The organism is Flavobacterium sp. DG1-102-2 (assembly GCF_033042555.1).
In the GTDB taxonomy this organism is placed as follows: Bacteria; Bacteroidota; Bacteroidia; order Flavobacteriales; family Flavobacteriaceae; genus Flavobacterium.
The window spans coordinates 203,846-222,779 of sequence record NZ_JAWLIK010000006.1 but is presented as its reverse complement, the minus strand read 5'-3'; the positions used below and the strand labels follow the sequence as shown (position 1 = coordinate 222,779).

Genomic DNA, 18,934 nt, shown 5'->3' with positions numbered 1-18,934 from the left:
GTGGTACCTCCAGGAATCGAACCAGGGACACATGGATTTTCAGTCCATTGCTCTACCAACTGAGCTAAGGTACCATTGCTTAAACTTCACTAATTACTTATGTTTATAAGGCGTTATGTGAACTTGTTTGCGGGTGCAAATATAGAACCATTTTTAAATTATCCAAAACAAAAGATAAAAAAAATCAATCACTATCTTTACGGCATAAACAAAAGGTAAATGCTTTTAGCGATAGATATAGGAAATACAAAAATTAAAGCTGCTGTTTTTGAGGGTACTGTACTCATTCATAAATATGTTTTTGATAAAGAACAAGTGTCAATAGAACTAGAAAATATTTTTAAAAAACATATAGGAATCAAAAAAAGCGTTGTTTCGTCGGTAGGGAATACCATTCCGGACCTGTTATCACAACTGGATAAAGGAAGTGATTTGTCTATCATCAACCATGATTCTTTTTTCCCTTTTATTAACGACTACGCAACGCCTGCAACTTTAGGTATAGACAGGATGGTGCTTTCCGCTGGGGCAGTATTACAATATCCGGGGCAGAACTGCCTTGTGATAGATGCCGGCACCTGCATTACTTATGATTTTGTAGATATCCAAAAACACTATAAAGGCGGTGCAATATCGCCGGGTTTACAGTTAAGGTATAATGCTATGCATAATTTTACGGCAAAACTTCCGTTGTTATATCCTGAAATGCCAAATGAATACATAGGTAATACAACTAAGGGTGCTATGCATTCGGGGGTAGTAAATGGCGTTCTGCATGAGATGAACGGGTTTGTGGAGCAGTATGTTGAACAATATCAGGAGTTAACAATAATATTAACGGGTGGAGATGCCGATTTTTTGGCTAAAAGATTAAAAAACACCATATTTGCCAATTCAAATTTCCTGCTGGAGAGTTTGAATCTTTTATATCTATATAACGATCAAAAATGATTAAAAAAATTATTGCAGGCTTGTGCCTGATTCTTTCAACCACTGCGTTTTCACAGGATAATAATGCGTCGCCTTATTCTTATTATGGTATTGGCGATGTTAAGTTTAAAGGAACTGTAGAAAACAGGTCTATGGGTGGTTTAAGTATTTTGCCCGACAGTATACACGTAAATCTGCAAAATCCTGCAATGTATAATTCTCTACTGCTTACAACTTACACTGTAGGCGTAAGTAATAAAAGCGTTAACTTTAAATCAGATTCAGGGAACGACAGCGCCGGCAGGGTAACATTCGATTACCTGGCTGTTGCGCTTCCATTTAAAAAAATAGGTGTGTCTTTCGGTTTGATGCCTTACACATCTGTAGGATACAGGATCCAGAATGATGTTACGCGCGATAATGTTGAATATCACAGGGAGTTTGAAGGCAGCGGTGGTATAAACCGTGCTTTTGCAGGTGTAGCCTATAAAATTACTCCAAAACTTAGTTTAGGTGCTAATCTTAATTATAATTTTGGAAATATACAGACAAAATCTATAGTTGGCGCTACCGGTGGAATTATACAGTATCCTACACGTGAGCTTAATGACGCTCATTACGGAGGGTTGTCATTTAATTTTGGAGCAAACTACCAAACAAAGATTTCAGAAAAGCTTGACTGGGTTACAAGTGCGACCTTTACGCCTGAGTCTACATTGAACAGTACAACTGAAAGAAATTTTGCAACTGTGCTTGTTTCCTCTTCAGGAGGTGAAACGATTGTAGACCAAATTGATTCGGGTAAGGTAGATAACGATACAAAAATGCCGTCTATGTTCACTTTTGGAACAGGTGTGGGCCAAATAAGAAAATGGTTTGCAGGTATAGAATACACTACACAAAGCAGTAACGCTTTTGGCAGCCGATTTAATTCGGTAACTGCAGCGAGTTTCAAATCTTCCCAAAAAATAAATTTAGGAGGATATTACATTCCTAATTATAACTCTTTTAATAGCTATTTAAGCAGGGTTACTTACAGAGGAGGTCTTAGGTATGAAAAAACAGGCCTTGAAGTAAATAACCAGTATATTGACGATATGGCCCTAACACTTGGTATGGGGCTTCCTTTAGGAGGATATATGGGTTCTAACATAAACATTGGCCTTGAGCTGGGTAGAAGAGGTACAACTAAAGCTAACCTTGTTCAGGAAAATTATGTAAACGTAATGATAAGCCTTTCACTTAATGACAGGTGGTTTATTAAAAGAAAATACGATTAATTTAAACTTTACGGGTTATGAAAACATTTCTGACACTTATTTTTTGCGCAGTTGGCCTAACGGTTTTTGCGCAGAAAGCTCCTAAATGCGAGGATAGCTATAAGGCATTTGAAGGTAAGTTTCTTGCCAAGGACTACAACGATGCTTATACTGTACTTAGCGACCTTAGGGTGAGGTGTCCTAAAGTGAATGAAAACCTTTTTGTTTATGGAGAAGCTATACTGAAATATAGGGTTGAAGTATCGCAGACTCCCGAAGATGCAAAAGCAAACGTAGCTGATCTTATAGCTCTTTATGGGGAGCAGTTGTCAAATTATCCAATGAGTGGTGCCGATGTAAAAAAAACTCAGCTTCAGATGGAGCACGGGCTTATTACTAAGCCGGACGCTTATAAAGCTTTTACTGCTTCTTTTAATACTAACAGAAACGCTTTTACTGATTATAAATCGTTACTGGCATATTACGACCTTGTTCTTGAGGATTTTAAATCAGGCAAAGGAATTAATGACGACCAGTATTTTCAAAAATATGCCGATATAAGCGCCCAGGTTGCTTATGCAGAAGATAATATAACCGCAAGGCAAAAGGATATCCTGAAAAAGAAAGAGACATCTACGCTGACTGACGAAGAAACACAATTTATTACCGATGCTCCGCTGACAATTGAAGCCTTAGGTAATGTGGCTGACGTGATCAGGAAACAAAGCAGGGACTACGTAACCTGCGAGAAGATGGAAGCATATTATGAAAAGAACTACGAAGCCCACAAAACAGATGTTGCATGGCTGTCTTCGTTAGCAGATGCAATGTTTGGCAAAAAATGCTATTCTTCCACCTTGTTAAAGAAAGCGGTTTTAGCAATTCATACTGTAAAACCTACCAAGGAAACGTCATTCCGTCTAGGTATACTTACCTTTAAAAATGGTGATAACAAAGAAGCTGTGAAATATTTTGAGCAGGCAATAATGTTGGAAACCAGTCAGGTAAAGAAATCTGACATATGCATGCAGATGGCTTCTCTAAGCCAGTCTGACAGGGCAGCTCAAAAACAATATCTTTTAAGAGCGGTTGAACTTGATCCTAAAGCAGGCCAGGCTTTCCTGAAACTTGCGCAAATGTATGCAACCGTTCAGCCTAATGATGAATGTAAGCTAACCGATTTTGATCGTAAAACGCTTAATTTCTTAGCTATAGATATGGCTAAGAAAGCGCAGGCCGCCGAACCAAGATATAAAATGGCTGCGGAGACCGCAATTGCCGGATATACTAAAAACCTCCCTACAAAACAAGAAGCAAAAGTTTTGAAAAAGAAAAAAGGTGATACCGTAACATTTGGCTGCTGGATAAATGAAACCGTTACGTTACCAAACCTGTAAGTCATGAGATTTTATAAAAGTATAGGAATAATATCTTTTGTAATAGTGCTGCTTTGTTCCTGCGAAAGTAATTTTAAGGATGTGCAGCGGATAAATACGGTTGTCTTTAGTCCCTCGGGCGAGACAGAGAATATAAACCTTAAATATACTGATTCGGGTAAAGTAAAGGCTATACTTGTTAGCCCGCTTATGCTTGATTTCTCTAATCTGGAATACGGTTTTAATGAATTCCCAAAAGGCGTGCATGTTACACTTTTTGACCAATCCAATAAAAAGACCTTTATAGTTGCTGATTATGCCATTACTTATGCAAAGACGGATATGATAGATTTGCAGGGCAACGTAAAGATAACAAGCGACGATGGTAAGAAGCTGGAAAGCGATCAGTTGTTTTATGACCAGAAGAACGAATGGTTTTATACCGAAAAAAGATTTAAATTTACCGACGAAAACGGAAGCTATTTTGAAGGCCCCGGTGTAGACTTTAGTAAAGACTTTAAAGTGTTTAATGCTCAGGGCAACACCGGTCTTATCAATAATGTTGACGAAAAATAAAACAGAATGAATTATTTAAAGATTGTATCGTATTTATATCTTGTTGTTGCAGCTTTTTTTGCTGTTGACGGTATTTTAAAGATACAAAAAGGCGAAGACTGTGTAATTAGCTTTTTATTTGCAGGGCTTGCGGTATTTATGTTTTTCTTCAGGATGAGGTTTGCTAAAAAATATCCTAATAACAGGAAAGATACATAATCCATCATGGAAACGGCGACGATAATAGTATGCTTACTTCTTTCGGCCTTTTTCTCAGGAATGGAAATTGCTTACATATCTTCTAATAAGGTATATCTCGAGGTAGAGAAAAAGCAGTCTACGCTAATTTCTAAAATACTCTCCCGCTTAACCGAAAAACCGGTTCAGTTCATAACATCAATGCTTGTAGGGAATACTATTGTGATGGTAGTATATTCTTATTTTATGAGTAATGCCATTATGAGATGGTTTTCTTCTCCGGGTTATGAAATCTACTTTTTATACAGAACTTTGCTGCAGATTGTAGTTGCGGCATTTGTACTTCTTGTAACCGCCGAATTTATTCCCAAAATATTTTTTCAGGTTTACGCTAATACGCTAATAAAGGTTTTTGCGCTGCCTGCTTATGTTTTCTATTACCTGTTCTACTGGATTTCAAAATTTGTTGTTTCTATATCAGATTTTATTCTTGTAAATGTCTTCAGGACTGAGGGCGACAGGCAGAAAGCTTTTTTCAGTAAAGGCGAGTTGGGTAACTACATAGCTGAACAGCTAAATGGCGCGGATATTCAGGAAGAGGTGGATTCTGAAATTCAGATATTCCAGAATGCGCTTGAATTTTCTGATGTTAAAGCGCGCGATATCATGACGCCCCGCACTGAGATTGCTGCAGTTGAAATTAATGAATCTGTTGAAGAGCTGAGGCAGCTGTTTATAGAAACAGATTATTCTAAAATTGTTATTTACCGGGATACACTGGATAATATAATAGGGTACGTCAATTCATTTGAGCTGTTTAAAAAACCTGCTGCAATACAATCGGTAATGATAAGTATTGAGCATGCGCCCGGCACTATATATGTGAAAGAGCTGCTTAATATACTTACCCGCAAGCGTAAGAGCATGGCTGTTGTTCTTGATGAGTATGGAGGTACATCTGGCATTGTGACCGTTGAAGATATTATCGAAGAACTTTTTGGAGAGATCGAGGATGAACATGATGATGAAGAGGAGCTTATTGAGGAGAGGCTCGAGGACGGGGCTTATCTTTTTTCGGCCCGTCTTGATGTAGAATACGTTAATGAAGAATATGGGCTGGCTATTCCGGAAAGTGATTCTTATGTAACGCTGGGTGGCTTTATAGTGCATAATGCTAGCCAAATACCAAAAACGGGAGAAAAACTGGTCTTTGAGAACTTCGAAATTTACATCGAGCAGGCTTCGAATAAAAAGATAGAGCTTGTAAAAATTCAGGCTTTAGGGAATAAATAAAAAAAAATGCAACTTCGTGCGAAAATATATCGTCACTGCTTTTATTATTAAACAGATAATTGTATTTTCGCCCACTGATATAAAATTTTAACAAACATAAAAATGGCGGTTTTATCAAAAATTAGGCAGCGTTCGTTGATTCTGATACTAGTTATAGGCTTTTGCTTACTGGCTTTTATAATAGGTGATATTGTAAACAGCGGTGGCTTTGGCGTTACACGAAACATTGGTAGCGTGAATGGTAAAGATATCCCAGTACAGGATTTTTTACAAAAAGTTAATGACGTTCAGGCAAGGCAGCAGGGTATTAGCCCTACACAGGCTGCAAATGCAGTTTGGAACCAGGAGGTTGACAACATTCTTTTTGAGGAAAGATTTGAGAAGGCCGGTATAAGGGTAGGTAAAGATCATATCTTTAATGTATATGCCCAGGATCCTCAGGTTGCTCAAAACCCTCAGTTCTTAAATGCACTTGGAAAATTTGATAAAGCTAAATTTACTGAGTTTTTAGTAGGTCTTAAGACATCTAACCCTGCGCAATGGCAAATGATCGAGAAGAATCAGGGCCTTGTTGAGAATTCAGCTAAAAAACAACTTTACCTTACAATGGTAAAAGCTGCTTTCTTTGCAACTGATGCAGATGGTAAAGCTAAATATGAAGCTGAAGCAAGCAAAGCGTCGTTTGATTATGTGTTTGTTCCTTACAGCACTATCAACGATGACCAGGTAAAAGTTTCTGATGAGGAACTTATTGCCTTCATGAAGAAAAATGAGAAAAAATACAAAGCAGAGGCTTCTCGTGACCTTGAATATGTATTAATTGAGAATAAGCCTTCTAAAGAAGACGAAGCTGAGATGAAGAAAAACATCAACGCTTTACTCGCTCCAAGTGTTAGTTACAACAAAACTACCGGGGTTAACGATACTATTTCTGGTTTTGCAAACGTTCCTGCAGCAACTATAGCAGAATTTGTAAATCAAAACTCAGACATTAAGTATGATACTACTTATGTTACTAAACAACAACTTCCTGTAGAGTTTGCAGAGCAGATATATAACCTTGGAAAAGGTCAGGTATTTGGTCCTTATATTGATAACGGATACTACAAGCTTACAAGAATGATGGATAAAAAAGGAAATGCTTCTGCAAAAGCAAGCCATATCCTTATTGCTTACAAAGGAGGTAAGGCTCCGGATCCATCTATTACAAGAACTAAAGAAGAGGCAAAAGCTAAAGCTGACGACCTTTTAAAACAAGTTAATGCTAATCCGGGTAATTTTGCAATGCTTGCAATGACTAATACTGATGACCCGGGATCGAAACAGACTGGTGGAGAATACGACAATATAGCACCTAACCAAATGGTTAAGCCATTCAACGATTTTGTATTCAACAATCCGATAGGAACTACAGGAGTAGTTGAAACAGAATTTGGTTACCACGTAATTAAAGTTACAGGTAAAAACGAAGCTGTTCAGCTTGCTACGGTAGCTCAAAAAATTGAGCCATCTGAAACGACTACAGATGAGATCTTTACTAAAGCTACTAAAATGGAAATGGATGCTGAAGAGAAACCATTTGCAGATCTTGCAAAAGGTCTAGGTCTTACAGTAACTCCTGCTAATAAAATCTTAGTTAACGATGAGGCTGTTGCAAGTTTAGGAAGCCAAAGAGCTATCGTTAAATGGGCTTACGCTAAAGATACTAACGTTGGTGATGTGAAGAAGTTTGACATCCCTCAGGGGCACGCAATCGTTACGCTTAAAAACATCAACGAGAAAGGCCTTCTTTCTATAGAAGAGGCAAAAGTTTCAGTTCTTCCTATCGTTCGTAACGAGAAAAAAGCAGAACTGGTAAGAAAGAAAATGGAAGGTGCAACCCTTGAGGCTGTGGCACAGAAAAGCGGTTCTTCTGTAGCGCTTGCAAGTGATACTACAATTGCGAACCCAATGATCGCTAATGTAGGTTCTGAGCCTAAAGTTATAGGTAAGGCATTTGGTCTTGCTGCAGGTAAAACTTCTGACCTTATTGATGGCCAAGCAGGTGTTTTCAAGATTAGGACTAAAACAATAGCTAAAGCGGCTGCATTACCTAACTATACTGCTTTCACTACCAGACTTAATGGTGAGGGAAGACAGCAAGTACAGGGAAGGCTCTCAATGGCTCTTAAGGACGCTGCAAAAATTGATGATAACAGATCTGAATTTAACTAATAGTTAAGTTCATTTAAGATAGATGAAACCGGCTTTGTGCCGGTTTTTTTATGAATTGTTGTTAGCTTAATGTAATGTCATGGTAAAAAATAAGCGTTTTATTGTTTCAATACGAAACAATAAGGTTAAATTTTTGTTATTTATTATGATATAGTATAGCTTTGCTGAAATAGCAATACTATTTTTGCGTTTAGTGCATTAATAGTGTGTAGCCAGGGTTTAAAATTGATACTATGCTTAAGGAGATAAACAAGTTTAGAAAAAGAATTATGATTGGGCTTACAAAAAATGTAGGCGCAACACGTATTGATACTACAGCTGGAACATCCATGAGTATGAAACGTATTCTTATTTCCAGGCCAAATCACAGGTTGGGCAACTTGCTGCTTATAACACCATTATTGCAAGAGATCAATTCGGTTTTTCCTGATTGTAAAATTGACCTGTTTGTAAAGGGGGGACTCGCGCCCATCCTGTTTGAAAATTATGATCAGGTAGACAGGACTATCATCCTTCCTAAGAAGCCTTTTAAAGAATTGTTCAAATATATAAACGTTTGGGTTTCGCTTAAAAGACACCGTTACGACCTGGTGATTAATCTTGACAGGGCCTCATCATCAGGAAGGCTGTCTACAAGCTTTGTTACGGCCAAGAATAAGTTTTTTGGGGAGTATATTGAAGAGCTGGCAGAAAAACATAGTGATTACAGGCATATGGCAAAAAACCCTGTATATAACTTTAGGTATTTTTTATCAAAGATGGGGGTTAAAAGTAATGCTGCAATTGTGCCAACGCTAAACCTTAAACTTACTGACGCCGAAATTAAAGACGGACAGATGTTACTGAATGAACTGGTGCCGGATTCTAAAAAGACAATCGCCCTTTTTACGTATGCTACCGGCAGTAAATGCTATACAGAAGACTGGTGGGGTAAATTTTACAAGAAGCTCGTAAATGCTTTCCCTGATTACGATTTTATCGAGATTTTACCTGTTGAGAATATCTCTAAGATAAATTTTAAAGCTCCTTCTTTTTATAGTAAAGATGTTAGGGAGATAGCTGCCGTGATTGCCAACACATCTGTTTTTGTTGGCGCTGACAGTGGTATTATGCATCTTGCAGTGTCTTCACAAACGCCAACTGTTGGCTTATTTTCGGTTACGGATCCTTCTAAATACGAGCCTTACGGTAATGGTAGCATTGCGATAGATACAAACAAACTAAATTACGACCAAAGCATTGCTGAGATAAGGAAGATCCTTGAAACAGGAGAGCTTGGTTTGGTGCAATATGCGTAATGTTTTATTCTAAAATCATTTCCCTGTAAGGTATTATCACTTCAAATCCCTTTGATGTAAAGTAGCTGCCCGGGTCTTCATTTGAAATAGCCATTATAAAGTCGCCACCCCATGCGCCAAGGCTTTTAATACATCCGTTAAAATCGGGAAAAACAAGATTTTTAACAGGCGGCAAGCCTAATATTTCGCTCATAATTGCCTCGTGTTCTGTAATGGATTGGGAAAAATCGGTAAATGTATTACTGCTGATTGCTCTTTCAGTAAGCTGATTGATTTTTGTTATTATGGGTGCAATGCTGTTTCTTCGTTCCCTATATGCCGCTATAGCCTGCCTGCTGTTTTGTTTTCTGTTGAGATATACAAAGTATAAATTGGAGATAAATCCGGGATCGAAAGTTATAGGTTGTGTTATTGGCTGGCCTTTATCTAGATGATAAAGGATGGGAGTGTTGTGCTGTGCACAGGCAATGTCGTAACCGCTGCTTCCAAAGGTCTTTGCCTGCAAAACAAACGCATCTATAGCAAACCATTGTGCAATATTGTTTATTAGTGTTGACGAAGTTCCTAAGCCCCAATGTTTTGGGAATGTAAGCCTTGTTTCAATTTTAAAACCGTTATAACTATCTAATACTTCAGGTTTTTCCAGCCATGCCCAATGCAGTATTTCAATCAGCTTATTGGTGATTTCGTCTCTGCTTTGGATGTTTTGTATAATATCATCAATTAGAAATGACGCTTCATACCATAAGCTTCCATCAGCATCAAAACTTTTCCAGTGAATATCGCCTTCAGTTCCATTTTCAATATCCAGGAACTGCCCGCCTTTTGTTGGTAGTGCAAAAGCTACAGCACCATCAAGCACAGTATATTCGCCGGTAATAAGTAGTTTTCCGTTACTGTAAAAAGTCTTCTTCAATTTTACTTGGATCAGTTGTTTGTAAATGTTTCAGATAGTCGGCAACCGCAGAATGGCTTACCGCATTTTTCTCAAAATGTTTTACCGCCATTTTTTTATGCACGTCATTTGCGCCAAGCTGGTTCAGGATATTCATAAGGTGCATTTTCATATGTCCTTGTTGAATTCCTGTAGTAGTTAACGAACGGAGCGCGGCAAAATTTTGCGCCAGCCCTGCTACGGCAACAATCTGCATCAGTTCTTTGGCTGAAGGTTTACCAAGCATTTCATGGCAGAATTTAACGAGAGGATGCAGTGTTGTAAGTCCGCCTACAGTTCCCAAAGCTAAAGGAACCTCCATCCAGAAAGTGAAAATACCGTCTTCAACTTTAGCGTGTGAAAGGCTGCTGTACTGGCTATTTCTTGAAGCATAGGCATGAACACCTGCTTCAACTGCCCTAAAATCGTTTCCTGTAGCAACAATTACGGCATCTATTCCGTTCATGATACCTTTATTGTGGGTAACTGCGCGAAACGGTTCTATCTCAGCAATCCTGACTGCTGTAATAAATTTATCTGTAAATTCCTTAGGACTTATGCTTGCATCTTCAATAAGATCTTCAACAGGGCAGGAAACTTCAGCTCTCACAACACAGTTAGGAACGTAGTTAGAGAGGATGCTCATTATTACCTGTATGTTCTTTTCATTTTCGGCGAATGCCTCATGGTTTAGTGCTTCTTCCTTCAAGATCTTAGAAAAGCGCTCAAGGCAGGAATTTATAAAGTTAGCCCCCATGCTGTCTTTAGTTTCAAAGGTAGCATGGAGCTGATAATAGTTTTCGATCTGGGTAGTTTTGTTTCTTAATTCAATATCAAGTATCCCGCCGCCACGTGCCTGCATATTTTTTGTAAGGTCCTGAGAGCCTTCGAAGAATTTTAGCTTTACACTATTGAAAAAAGTAGTAAGGTTATCAGGGTTTCCATTAAATAGAAAATGAACCTGGCCTATTTTTTCGGTGTCTATTACCGTTGCTTTAAACCCGCCGCGTTTTGCCCAGAATTTTGCAGCTTTTGCAGCAGCGGCTACCACAGAACTTTCTTCAACAGCCATAGGGATAGTGTATTTTTTGTCGTTAATGACAAAATTTGGCGCTACACCAAGGGGTAAATAAAAATTAGTTATGGTGTTTTCTATAAATTCATCATGCAGTTTTTGCAATGATTCATTTGTATTCCAGTAATTTTTTAGCAGGGTAACAGCTTCGTCTGGCGCCGCGAAGTATTCGTTGGCAATCCATTCTATCTTTTGTTCCTTTGTTAATTTAGAGAATCCAGCTATTGCTTTGCTCATTTTCAGTTGCTTAAAATAATAATGTGATGCAAAGATAAGCTTTAGGAAATGCATTTGCTAAAATTTATATACCACCCAATTAACCTCAAATTGCATTTAACAAAAAAAAGAACTCATTATTCATAAAAATTTACTAAAATTGGAGGTTTTTTATCATCTGCAAAATGAAATACATTAAAAGGTCACTTTTCTTATTAATACTGACGGTAATGCCGGCAGTAGCACAGCAAAAAATCACACTCGAACAGATATGGGGAGGCGCCTTCAGGACTCAGGCCATGGACGATCTTCAGGCTATGAAGAACACCAATCAATATACTGTTCTCAATGTTAACAGGGGCAACGGTGCCGGTACGGTAGATCTTTATGATTTTGCGACGCTTAATAAGGTGAATACGCTGATAAGCTCTAGAGATTTTAATGAGCTTGAAAATGGCATAGATAATTATGTGTTTAGCCCTGATGAAAAAAAGATACTTCTAGCCACAAATTCTGAACAGATTTTCAGGCATTCGTTTACGGCTGACTATTATATTTATGACATAGCTTCTAAATCGCTTACAAAACTTGCCGAAGGCAAAATACAGGAGCCTTCGTTTTCTGCAGATAACTCTAAAGTGGCATATTCTTTTGAAAATAATCTTTATGTATTTGATACTGCTTCTAAAAAAGCGGTTCAGGTTACAAAAGACGGTAAAAAAAATGCCGTAATAAACGGTATTACAGACTGGGTATATGAAGAAGAATTTTCGTTTGTAAAGGCTTATGAATGGAACAGTGCAGGGGATAAGATCGCTTTCATACGATTTGACGAAACTGATGTTCCTGAGTTCTCAATGGATTTATACAATCAGGGCTTATATCCTGCATCGTACACTTTTAAATATCCTAAAGCAGGCGAGAAAAATGCTATAGTATCGTTACATATATATGACGCAAAAGCGGGAACTACAAAAAAGATAAACCTTGGCAATTACTCTGATTTTTATATTCCGAGGATAAAATGGACAAACGAGGCACAAACCCTAAGCGCGCAGGTTTTAAACAGGCACCAGAATAATCTTGACCTTGTTTTTGTAGATGCTAACAGTGGTACCGCTAAAGTGGTGCTTAACGAAAAAGACAAGGCGTATGTTGATATTACCGACAATCTTACTTTTTTAAACGACAACAGCTTTATATGGACAAGCGAAAAAGATGGCTACAACCATATTTACCATTATGCTAAAAACGGAAAGCTTGTCAGCCAGGTTACAAAAGGGCCTTGGGAAATGACTTCTTACTATGGTTTTGATAGCAAGACGGGTAATATCTTTTACCAGTCTACAGAGAATGGTTCTATAAACCGCGACGTGTACAGGATAAGCCTTAATGGTAAGAACAAAGTGAGACTTACGCCAAATGAAGGGACTAACGTTGCTACCTTCAGTCCTAACTATGAATATTTCATTAATACCTATTCAAGTTCGATGAACCCCACGTCGTACACACTTCACAATGCTAAAGACGGAAAAAAGGTTAAGGATATAAAAAATAATGATGACCTTAAGAACAGGCTAACTGCTTTTGACCTTCCTGTTAAGGAGTTTATGGTAGTAAAGACCGAAAAAGGACAGGAACTCAATGCATGGATGATTAAACCGAAAGATTTTGACCCGAATAAAAAATATCCTGTATTCATGTATCAGTACAGTGGGCCGGGTTCTCAGCAGGTAAACAATGACTGGAATAACTCTGATGATTATTGGTTTATGATGCTTGCACAGCAGGGCTATATTGTGGCTTGCGTTGATGGCCGCGGAACCGGGTATAAAGGCGCTGATTTTAAAAAGGTGACTTATAAAGAATTGGGTAAATTTGAAGTAGAAGACCAGATTGATGCTGCAAAAACCATCGGCAAATATAGTTATGTGGATGCGTCGAGGATAGGTATCTTTGGCTGGAGCTATGGCGGCTTTATGTCGTCTAACTGTATCCTAAAAGGTAACGATGTGTTTAAGATGGCTATTGCGGTTGCACCTGTTACCAACTGGCGTTTTTATGATTCGGTATATACCGAAAGATATATGCAGACTCCGCAGGAGAATGCATCGGGATATGATGATAATTCACCGATAAACCATGTAAGCAAGCTAAAGGGCTCTTATTTGTTGATACACGGCACTGCCGATGATAATGTACATGTACAAAACACTATGAGGATGGTGGAGGCGCTTGTTCAGGCAAATAAGCAGTTTGACTGGGCTATTTATCCTGACAGGAACCACGGCATCTACGGTGGCAAGACAAGGCTTCAGCTGTACACAAAAATGACCAATTTTATTAAAGAGAAACTATAAAAAACAAATACGGATATTATGAGTGAAATTACTGCAAAAAAGGGACATCCTAAAGGCCTTTGGGTACTGTTTGGTACTGAAATGTGGGAGCGTTTCAATTTCTACGGAATGCGCGCGCTGCTTACGCTTTTCATTGTTAATTCATTATTGCTAAAAGAAGAGGATGCTTCTATAATTTATGGTGGTTTTTTGGGGTTATGTTATCTAACTCCAATGCTTGGTGGTTTTATAGCCGACAGGTTTTTGGGTAACCGTAATTGTATTATACTTGGAGGTACATTAATGGCAATTGGTCAGCTATTGTTGTTTTCAAGTGCCAGCATATTTTCAGATAACCTTGAGCTTGCCAAGATATTAATGTGGTCTGCATTGGGTATTATTATATTTGGTAACGGTTTCTTTAAACCGAATATCTCAAGTATGGTAGGAAGCCTTTATCCTAAAGAAGAAAAAAGCAAGCTTGATACTGCCTTCACTATTTTTTATATGGGTATAAACCTTGGTGCTTTCCTTGGCCAGCTGCTTTGCCCATTACTAGGCGATGTTAAAGATGCCGGTGGAATAAGGGACATTCACGCATTTAAATGGGGTTTCCTTGCAGCTTCAATCGCGATGCTTTTAGGTACGTTAGTTTTCTTCTTCCTTAAAGATAAATATGTTGTTAATCCGGCAGGAAGGCCAATCGGTGGGCTTCCGTCTAAAAATGACAGTTCAGATTTTGAAGAGGGAGAAGCACAGACTGCAAACTTTTCTACCAAATCATTACTGATTGCACTTGTTGCATTTTTTGCTCTGGGTTCTTTCTTTTACTATGTAGTAGGTCAAAATATCATTTATTCACTTATCTACGGGAGCGGCCTTACACTGGCAGGTTTAATCCTTTCGGATACTTCGCTGACTAAAATTGAAAGAGACAGGATATTAGTTATTTATATTGTTTCATTCTTCGTAATATTCTTTTGGGCTGCATTTGAGCAGGCAGGATCTTCGCTTACTTTTATAGCAGACAATCAGACCGACAGGAACTTTTTTGGCTGGAATATGCCTCCATCTATGGTGCAAATCTTTAACGGCCTTTTTGTTGTTGCATTTGCAGTTCCTTTCAGTATCCTTTGGGATAAATTAAGGGCTAAAGGCAAAGAGCCTATCTCTCCTGTAAAACAGTCTATAGGTCTTCTTCTAATAGCTGTAAGTTATTTTATAATTGCTTATAATGTGAAAGACCTTGGTAACAACGGACTTCTTGCAATCAAATGGCTTATATTATTATACCTTATCCAGACTTGTGCTGAGCTTTGCCTGTCGCCAATCGGGTTGTCATTGGTAGGTAAATTATCGCCAAAAAGATTTGCATCTCTACTGTATGGAGTATTCTTCCTTTCTAATGCATCTGGTTATGCATTGGCAGGTACGCTTGGATCTATACTTCCCGCAACAGGAGATAAATATGAGAAAGCTAAAAATCTTGGTATAGACCTACAGGGCGTACTTGATAAAACTCTGACGCCTACGGCGGAGCAATTAAAAGTATTAGCAGATAACCAGATCCCTGTAAGCTATCCATCATTTGCAGGATTTGAGATCCATAACCTTTTTGAATTTTTCATGGTATTTGTAGTATTGTGTGGTATCGCATCTGTAATACTGTTTTTACTTACACCTGTTCTTAAAAAAATGATGCATGGCGTTAAATAATACTGCAGCACAGTTGGAGCTGGAACAGATACAAAATTTTAAAGGCAAGTACCCAAAGCAATTGTGGTACTTGTTCTTTTCTGAGATGTGGGAGCGTTTTTGCTTTTATGGAATGCGTGGAGTACTTACCTATTTCATGATTACCCATCTTATATTAAAAGACGGAAGCCATATGGGCGAGGTTCAGGCAAATCTTCAGTATGGGGCAACCCAGGCTTTTGTATATGCCTTTACCTTTATAGGAGGACTTTTTGCAGATAAGATTCTTGGCTTCAGAAAATCGCTCTTCTGGGGTGGCATGCTTATGATAGTAGGCAGCGCAATCCTTGCCTTCGACCCTTTTCCTGAAAGCAATTTTTTCCTGGGAATAAGTTTTACGGTAATAGGGACAGGTTTCTTTAAACCAAATATCTCTACGATGGTAGGTTCGCTGTATAAAAATGGAGACAGCAGGAGGGATGCCGGATTTTCACTATTTTATTCGGGCATAAACATCGGTGCTTTGCTTGGCGGGTATGCATGTATCGCTATTGGTAAAGGGCAATTGTTTACAAGTTTTATTCCTGCAGAATATACATGGAATGTGGCTTTTGGACTTGCAGGTATCGTTATGGCTATTAGCCTTGTTACATTTATATTTACACAAAAGACACTGGGACCTATCGGCTTGCCGCCAATGCGTACGGGTACGGCTAAAATTCCACACGCTGAAGGTTTCGAAACCCTTACTCCGGACGCTGCCCATGTCGCTGTAGAAGTAAAAACAGGTAAGTCTAGGTATGAATATGCTGTTTATGCACTTACGTTGTTACTTATCCCTGTTATAATGACAATGGTGGCTAAAACAGAATATACAGACTATTTTATGTATATAATAGGCCCTGCTACGCTTGTGTACCTAGGCTACGAAATGACAAAACACACATGGGCAGAGAGTAAAAAGCTTATCGCCGCGTTAGTATTCATATTATTCTCTATAATATTCTGGGCGTTTTTTGAACAGAGTGGAGGATCATTGAGCATATTTGCTGCGAAGAATCTTAATAGCGAATTCCTGGGATTATGGACGCTTGATCCTAATGGCGTGAATAACGCAGCGAACTCTGTCTTCGTAATTATATTTGCGCCTATAGCCGGGTTGATCTGGGTACTTATGGCTGCCAAAAAGATAGAACCTAATACTGTGGTAAAGTTTGGGCTTGGATTTCTTTTTCTTGCCGCCGGATTTTATGGTCTTTACGCAACACGTTTCTTTGAGGTTGTGGCAGGATCAGGTATCGTTGGGCTTGACGTATTTGTGTTAGCCTATTTTGTAATTACTTTAGGCGAGCTATGCCTGTCGCCGATAGGACTTTCTATCATGACAAAATTGTCGCCTCAAAAACTGCAGGGAGTTATGATGGGTATGTGGTTCCTTGCCAGTGCTTATGGCCAGTATGCTGCGGGTATACTGGGAGCCGGCCTCTCTGAAGGAGGAGAAAATGACAGCCTCCCTCAAAAACTGGCTACTTTTACAGACGGTTACTACCAGCTGGCTATATATGCTTTGATAGCAGGTATAGTTTTAATTGTGATATCACCTCTTGTGCGTAAACTGATGCAGGAAGTAAAATAATGTTTAAAAAATAATTGATGCCTACACAAACTGCAAACCAGGATTTCTTTAAATCTAATGTTTTAGGGCACCCTGCCGGGCTGTTCGTTTTATTCTTTACCGAAATGTGGGAACGCTTTTCGTACTACGGTATGAGATCGCTACTAGTAATGTTTTTAACCGCTGCTATGATGGGAGACCATCCTGGCTGGGGCTGGTCAAGGGAAAATGCTATGGCGCTTTTTGGTTCTTATACGGCTTTAGTATACCTTTCTACAATGCTTGGCGGTTACTTTGCCGATAAGCTTATCGGTTACAGATGGGCGGTTATTGTAGGTGCTTTTTTAATGACACTTGGTCACGCCAGTATGGCTGTGGAAACGCCTTTCTTCATTTATCTTGGGTTAGGATTGCTTATTTTTGGTACCGGTTTCTTTAAACCAAACATGACATCCATAATCTCTGAAATGTATAAAGATACACCCGAGAAGAAAGATGGTGCATATACGATCTTCTATATGGGGGTTAATGCCGGTGCATTCTTTGGTATACTGCTTTGCGGATACCTTGGTGAAAAAGTAGGGTGGAGTATAGGTTTTGGGCTTGCCGGTATCTTCATGCTTTTTGGCCTTCTTCAATTCTACTTTTCACAAAATATCTTCGGGACTATTGGCTTAAAGCCAAAAATGGCTGATAATCTTGCATTGGCAAATTCTGATGCAATGGAAATTAATACAAATATTGCTGCTCAGGAGGATCTTCAAAAACCTGTAGATGACGATAAAAGAGTTCCGTTTACAGGATGGCAGCTGGGAGTAATTGCTGTAAGTATACTTCTTGGCCTGGTATGGGTAATCAATGATCCTGTATCTAAGATATCCGGTGGATCAATAAACTTTTTTCAGTTTGGAGAATACAACCTTTCTAATATTGCGATTCTTGTAGCTCTGATACTGTTTTTCTTTTTGTTGGTTTTCAGACTTACGCAATACTCGACAGTGACACGTCAAAAACTTATTGCAGTGACTTTCTTTGCAAGCTGCACATTTACCTTCTTTGCGATTTTTGAGCAGGCTCCGGGATCGCTTACCATTTTTGCACGCGATTACACAAACCGTGTCCTGACTGGCGGTGCAAGCTTAACATTTCTTATAATTAATACCCTAATTTCAGTAGGCCCTCTTGCAATTATCACGTGGGTACTGTTTCTATTGTTTAAACAAACATTTAAAAAGTATGCACTCGCTAATATATTGCTTAGTATAAGCTTTGTAATTATCTGGGCTATTACGGTATGGATGCTTATTAAAGATTTTTATTCTGCCGGTTACCTTAGCCTGTCAGATGGTTTTAGGGAGTCATTGATGATAGATGAAGTTACAACACCGCTTACCGAAATTCCTGCTTCTTGGTTTAACGTACTTAACTCTTTGTTCATCATCACGCTTGCCCCTTTATTCTCTAAGTGGTGGGAAAGTAAATATAATCCGCCGGCCACCGCAAAATTTGGTATTGGACTAATATTGTTAGGACTTGGCATGGGCTTTCTTGCTTACGGAGGTATGGACATTGCTCCAGGAGCTAAAACAGCTTCAGTAAGTATGTTTTGGCTTGTGTTTGTATATTTATTTCATACTATGGGCGAATTGTGTATTTCTCCGGTAGGGCTGTCTTATGTGAGTAAGCTTGTTCCCGGCAGGATGATCGCATTTATGTTTGGTGTTTGGTACCTGGCAATTGCTATCGGTAACAAGGTGGCAGGTATAATAGGAGAAAATTCTGCATCCATTGCCGAAGAGAAAGGTATTGGAGTGTTCTTTTTTATAATTACAATTGTTGCAATTGTTGTAGGGATTGTAGCTATACTCTCCGATAGATTCATAAAAAAACTAATGCACGGTGTACGGTAATTTCGGCACTGTTTTTGAAAGATCAAC

General features: G+C 38.7%; 14 protein-coding genes and 1 tRNA gene. 12 read left to right on the top strand and 3 right to left on the bottom strand.

The genetic code is table 11. The annotated features are described in order from the left end of the window. Position 1: 1 nt before the first annotated feature. Positions 2 to 74 (bottom strand) — tRNA-Phe (locus tag R1T16_RS11055). Positions 75 to 219: 145 nt separating this feature from the next. On the opposite strand from R1T16_RS11055, the gene R1T16_RS11050 reads away from it, so the two are divergent. From R1T16_RS11050 to R1T16_RS11015, 8 genes are all read left to right on the top strand, one after another. Next, positions 220 to 951: a type III pantothenate kinase gene (locus R1T16_RS11050; RefSeq protein ID WP_317501165.1), complete on the top strand. Its 732-nt coding sequence runs from the start codon at positions 220 to 222 to the stop codon at positions 949 to 951. After that, on the top strand, positions 948 to 2,210 hold the full coding sequence (locus R1T16_RS11045; protein ID WP_317501164.1) for a hypothetical protein: 1,263 nt from the start codon (positions 948 to 950) through the stop codon (positions 2,208 to 2,210). Before R1T16_RS11050 ends, R1T16_RS11045 begins: the two co-directional genes overlap by 4 nt. Positions 2,211 to 2,227: 17 nt before the next feature. Then, on the top strand, positions 2,228 to 3,586 hold the full coding sequence (locus R1T16_RS11040; protein ID WP_317501163.1) for a hypothetical protein: 1,359 nt from the start codon (positions 2,228 to 2,230) through the stop codon (positions 3,584 to 3,586). A gap of 3 nt (positions 3,587 to 3,589) precedes the next feature. Continuing rightward, a complete protein-coding gene (lptC, locus tag R1T16_RS11035; RefSeq protein WP_317501162.1) occupies positions 3,590 to 4,141 on the top strand; it encodes an LPS export ABC transporter periplasmic protein LptC in 552 nt (183 codons plus the stop codon). A 6-nt stretch (positions 4,142 to 4,147) separates the two neighbouring features. Beyond that, a complete protein-coding gene (locus R1T16_RS11030; RefSeq protein ID WP_317501161.1) occupies positions 4,148 to 4,339 on the top strand; it encodes a hypothetical protein in 192 nt (63 codons plus the stop codon). A gap of 6 nt (positions 4,340 to 4,345) precedes the next feature. Further along, on the top strand, positions 4,346 to 5,611 hold the full coding sequence (locus R1T16_RS11025) for a hemolysin family protein (protein ID WP_317501160.1): 1,266 nt from the start codon (positions 4,346 to 4,348) through the stop codon (positions 5,609 to 5,611). Between the two features lie 102 nt (positions 5,612 to 5,713). Next, positions 5,714 to 7,825, top strand: coding sequence for a peptidylprolyl isomerase (locus tag R1T16_RS11020; protein ID WP_317501159.1), 2,112 nt, complete (start codon positions 5,714 to 5,716; stop codon positions 7,823 to 7,825). Positions 7,826 to 8,058: 233 nt separating this feature from the next. Next, complete coding sequence (locus tag R1T16_RS11015) at positions 8,059 to 9,123, top strand: glycosyltransferase family 9 protein (RefSeq protein ID WP_317501158.1); 1,065 nt, start codon at positions 8,059 to 8,061, stop codon at positions 9,121 to 9,123. Between the two features lie 4 nt (positions 9,124 to 9,127). Here R1T16_RS11015 and R1T16_RS11010 read toward each other — a convergent pair whose 3' ends face one another. Next, on the bottom strand, positions 9,128 to 10,039 hold the full coding sequence (locus R1T16_RS11010) for a GYDIA family GHMP kinase (RefSeq protein ID WP_317501157.1): 912 nt from the start codon (positions 10,037 to 10,039) through the stop codon (positions 9,128 to 9,130). Next, entirely contained in the window at positions 10,017 to 11,369 is a 1,353-nt protein-coding gene (locus R1T16_RS11005; protein WP_317501156.1) for a hydroxymethylglutaryl-CoA reductase, degradative, read from the bottom strand. Before R1T16_RS11005 ends, R1T16_RS11010 begins: the two co-directional genes overlap by 23 nt. Before the next feature lie 164 nt (positions 11,370 to 11,533). Here R1T16_RS11005 and R1T16_RS11000 point away from each other — a divergent pair, with 164 nt between their 5' ends. The 4 genes from R1T16_RS11000 to R1T16_RS10985 are packed head-to-tail and all read left to right on the top strand — an operon-like array spanning position 11,534 to position 18,907. Then, a complete protein-coding gene (locus tag R1T16_RS11000) occupies positions 11,534 to 13,708 on the top strand; it encodes a S9 family peptidase (protein WP_317501155.1) in 2,175 nt (724 codons plus the stop codon). Positions 13,709 to 13,726: 18 nt separating this feature from the next. Further along, complete coding sequence (locus R1T16_RS10995; protein ID WP_317501154.1) at positions 13,727 to 15,403, top strand: peptide MFS transporter; 1,677 nt, start codon at positions 13,727 to 13,729, stop codon at positions 15,401 to 15,403. Continuing rightward, on the top strand, positions 15,390 to 17,018 hold the full coding sequence (locus R1T16_RS10990) for a peptide MFS transporter (protein WP_317501153.1): 1,629 nt from the start codon (positions 15,390 to 15,392) through the stop codon (positions 17,016 to 17,018). The genes R1T16_RS10995 and R1T16_RS10990 overlap by 14 nt, the downstream gene beginning before the upstream one ends. Before the next feature lie 17 nt (positions 17,019 to 17,035). Continuing rightward, positions 17,036 to 18,907 carry a peptide MFS transporter gene (locus tag R1T16_RS10985; RefSeq protein WP_317501152.1) on the top strand — a complete coding sequence of 624 codons (1,872 nt, stop codon included), beginning with the start codon at positions 17,036 to 17,038 and terminating at the stop codon, positions 18,905 to 18,907. Positions 18,908 to 18,934: the final 27 nt, after the last annotated feature.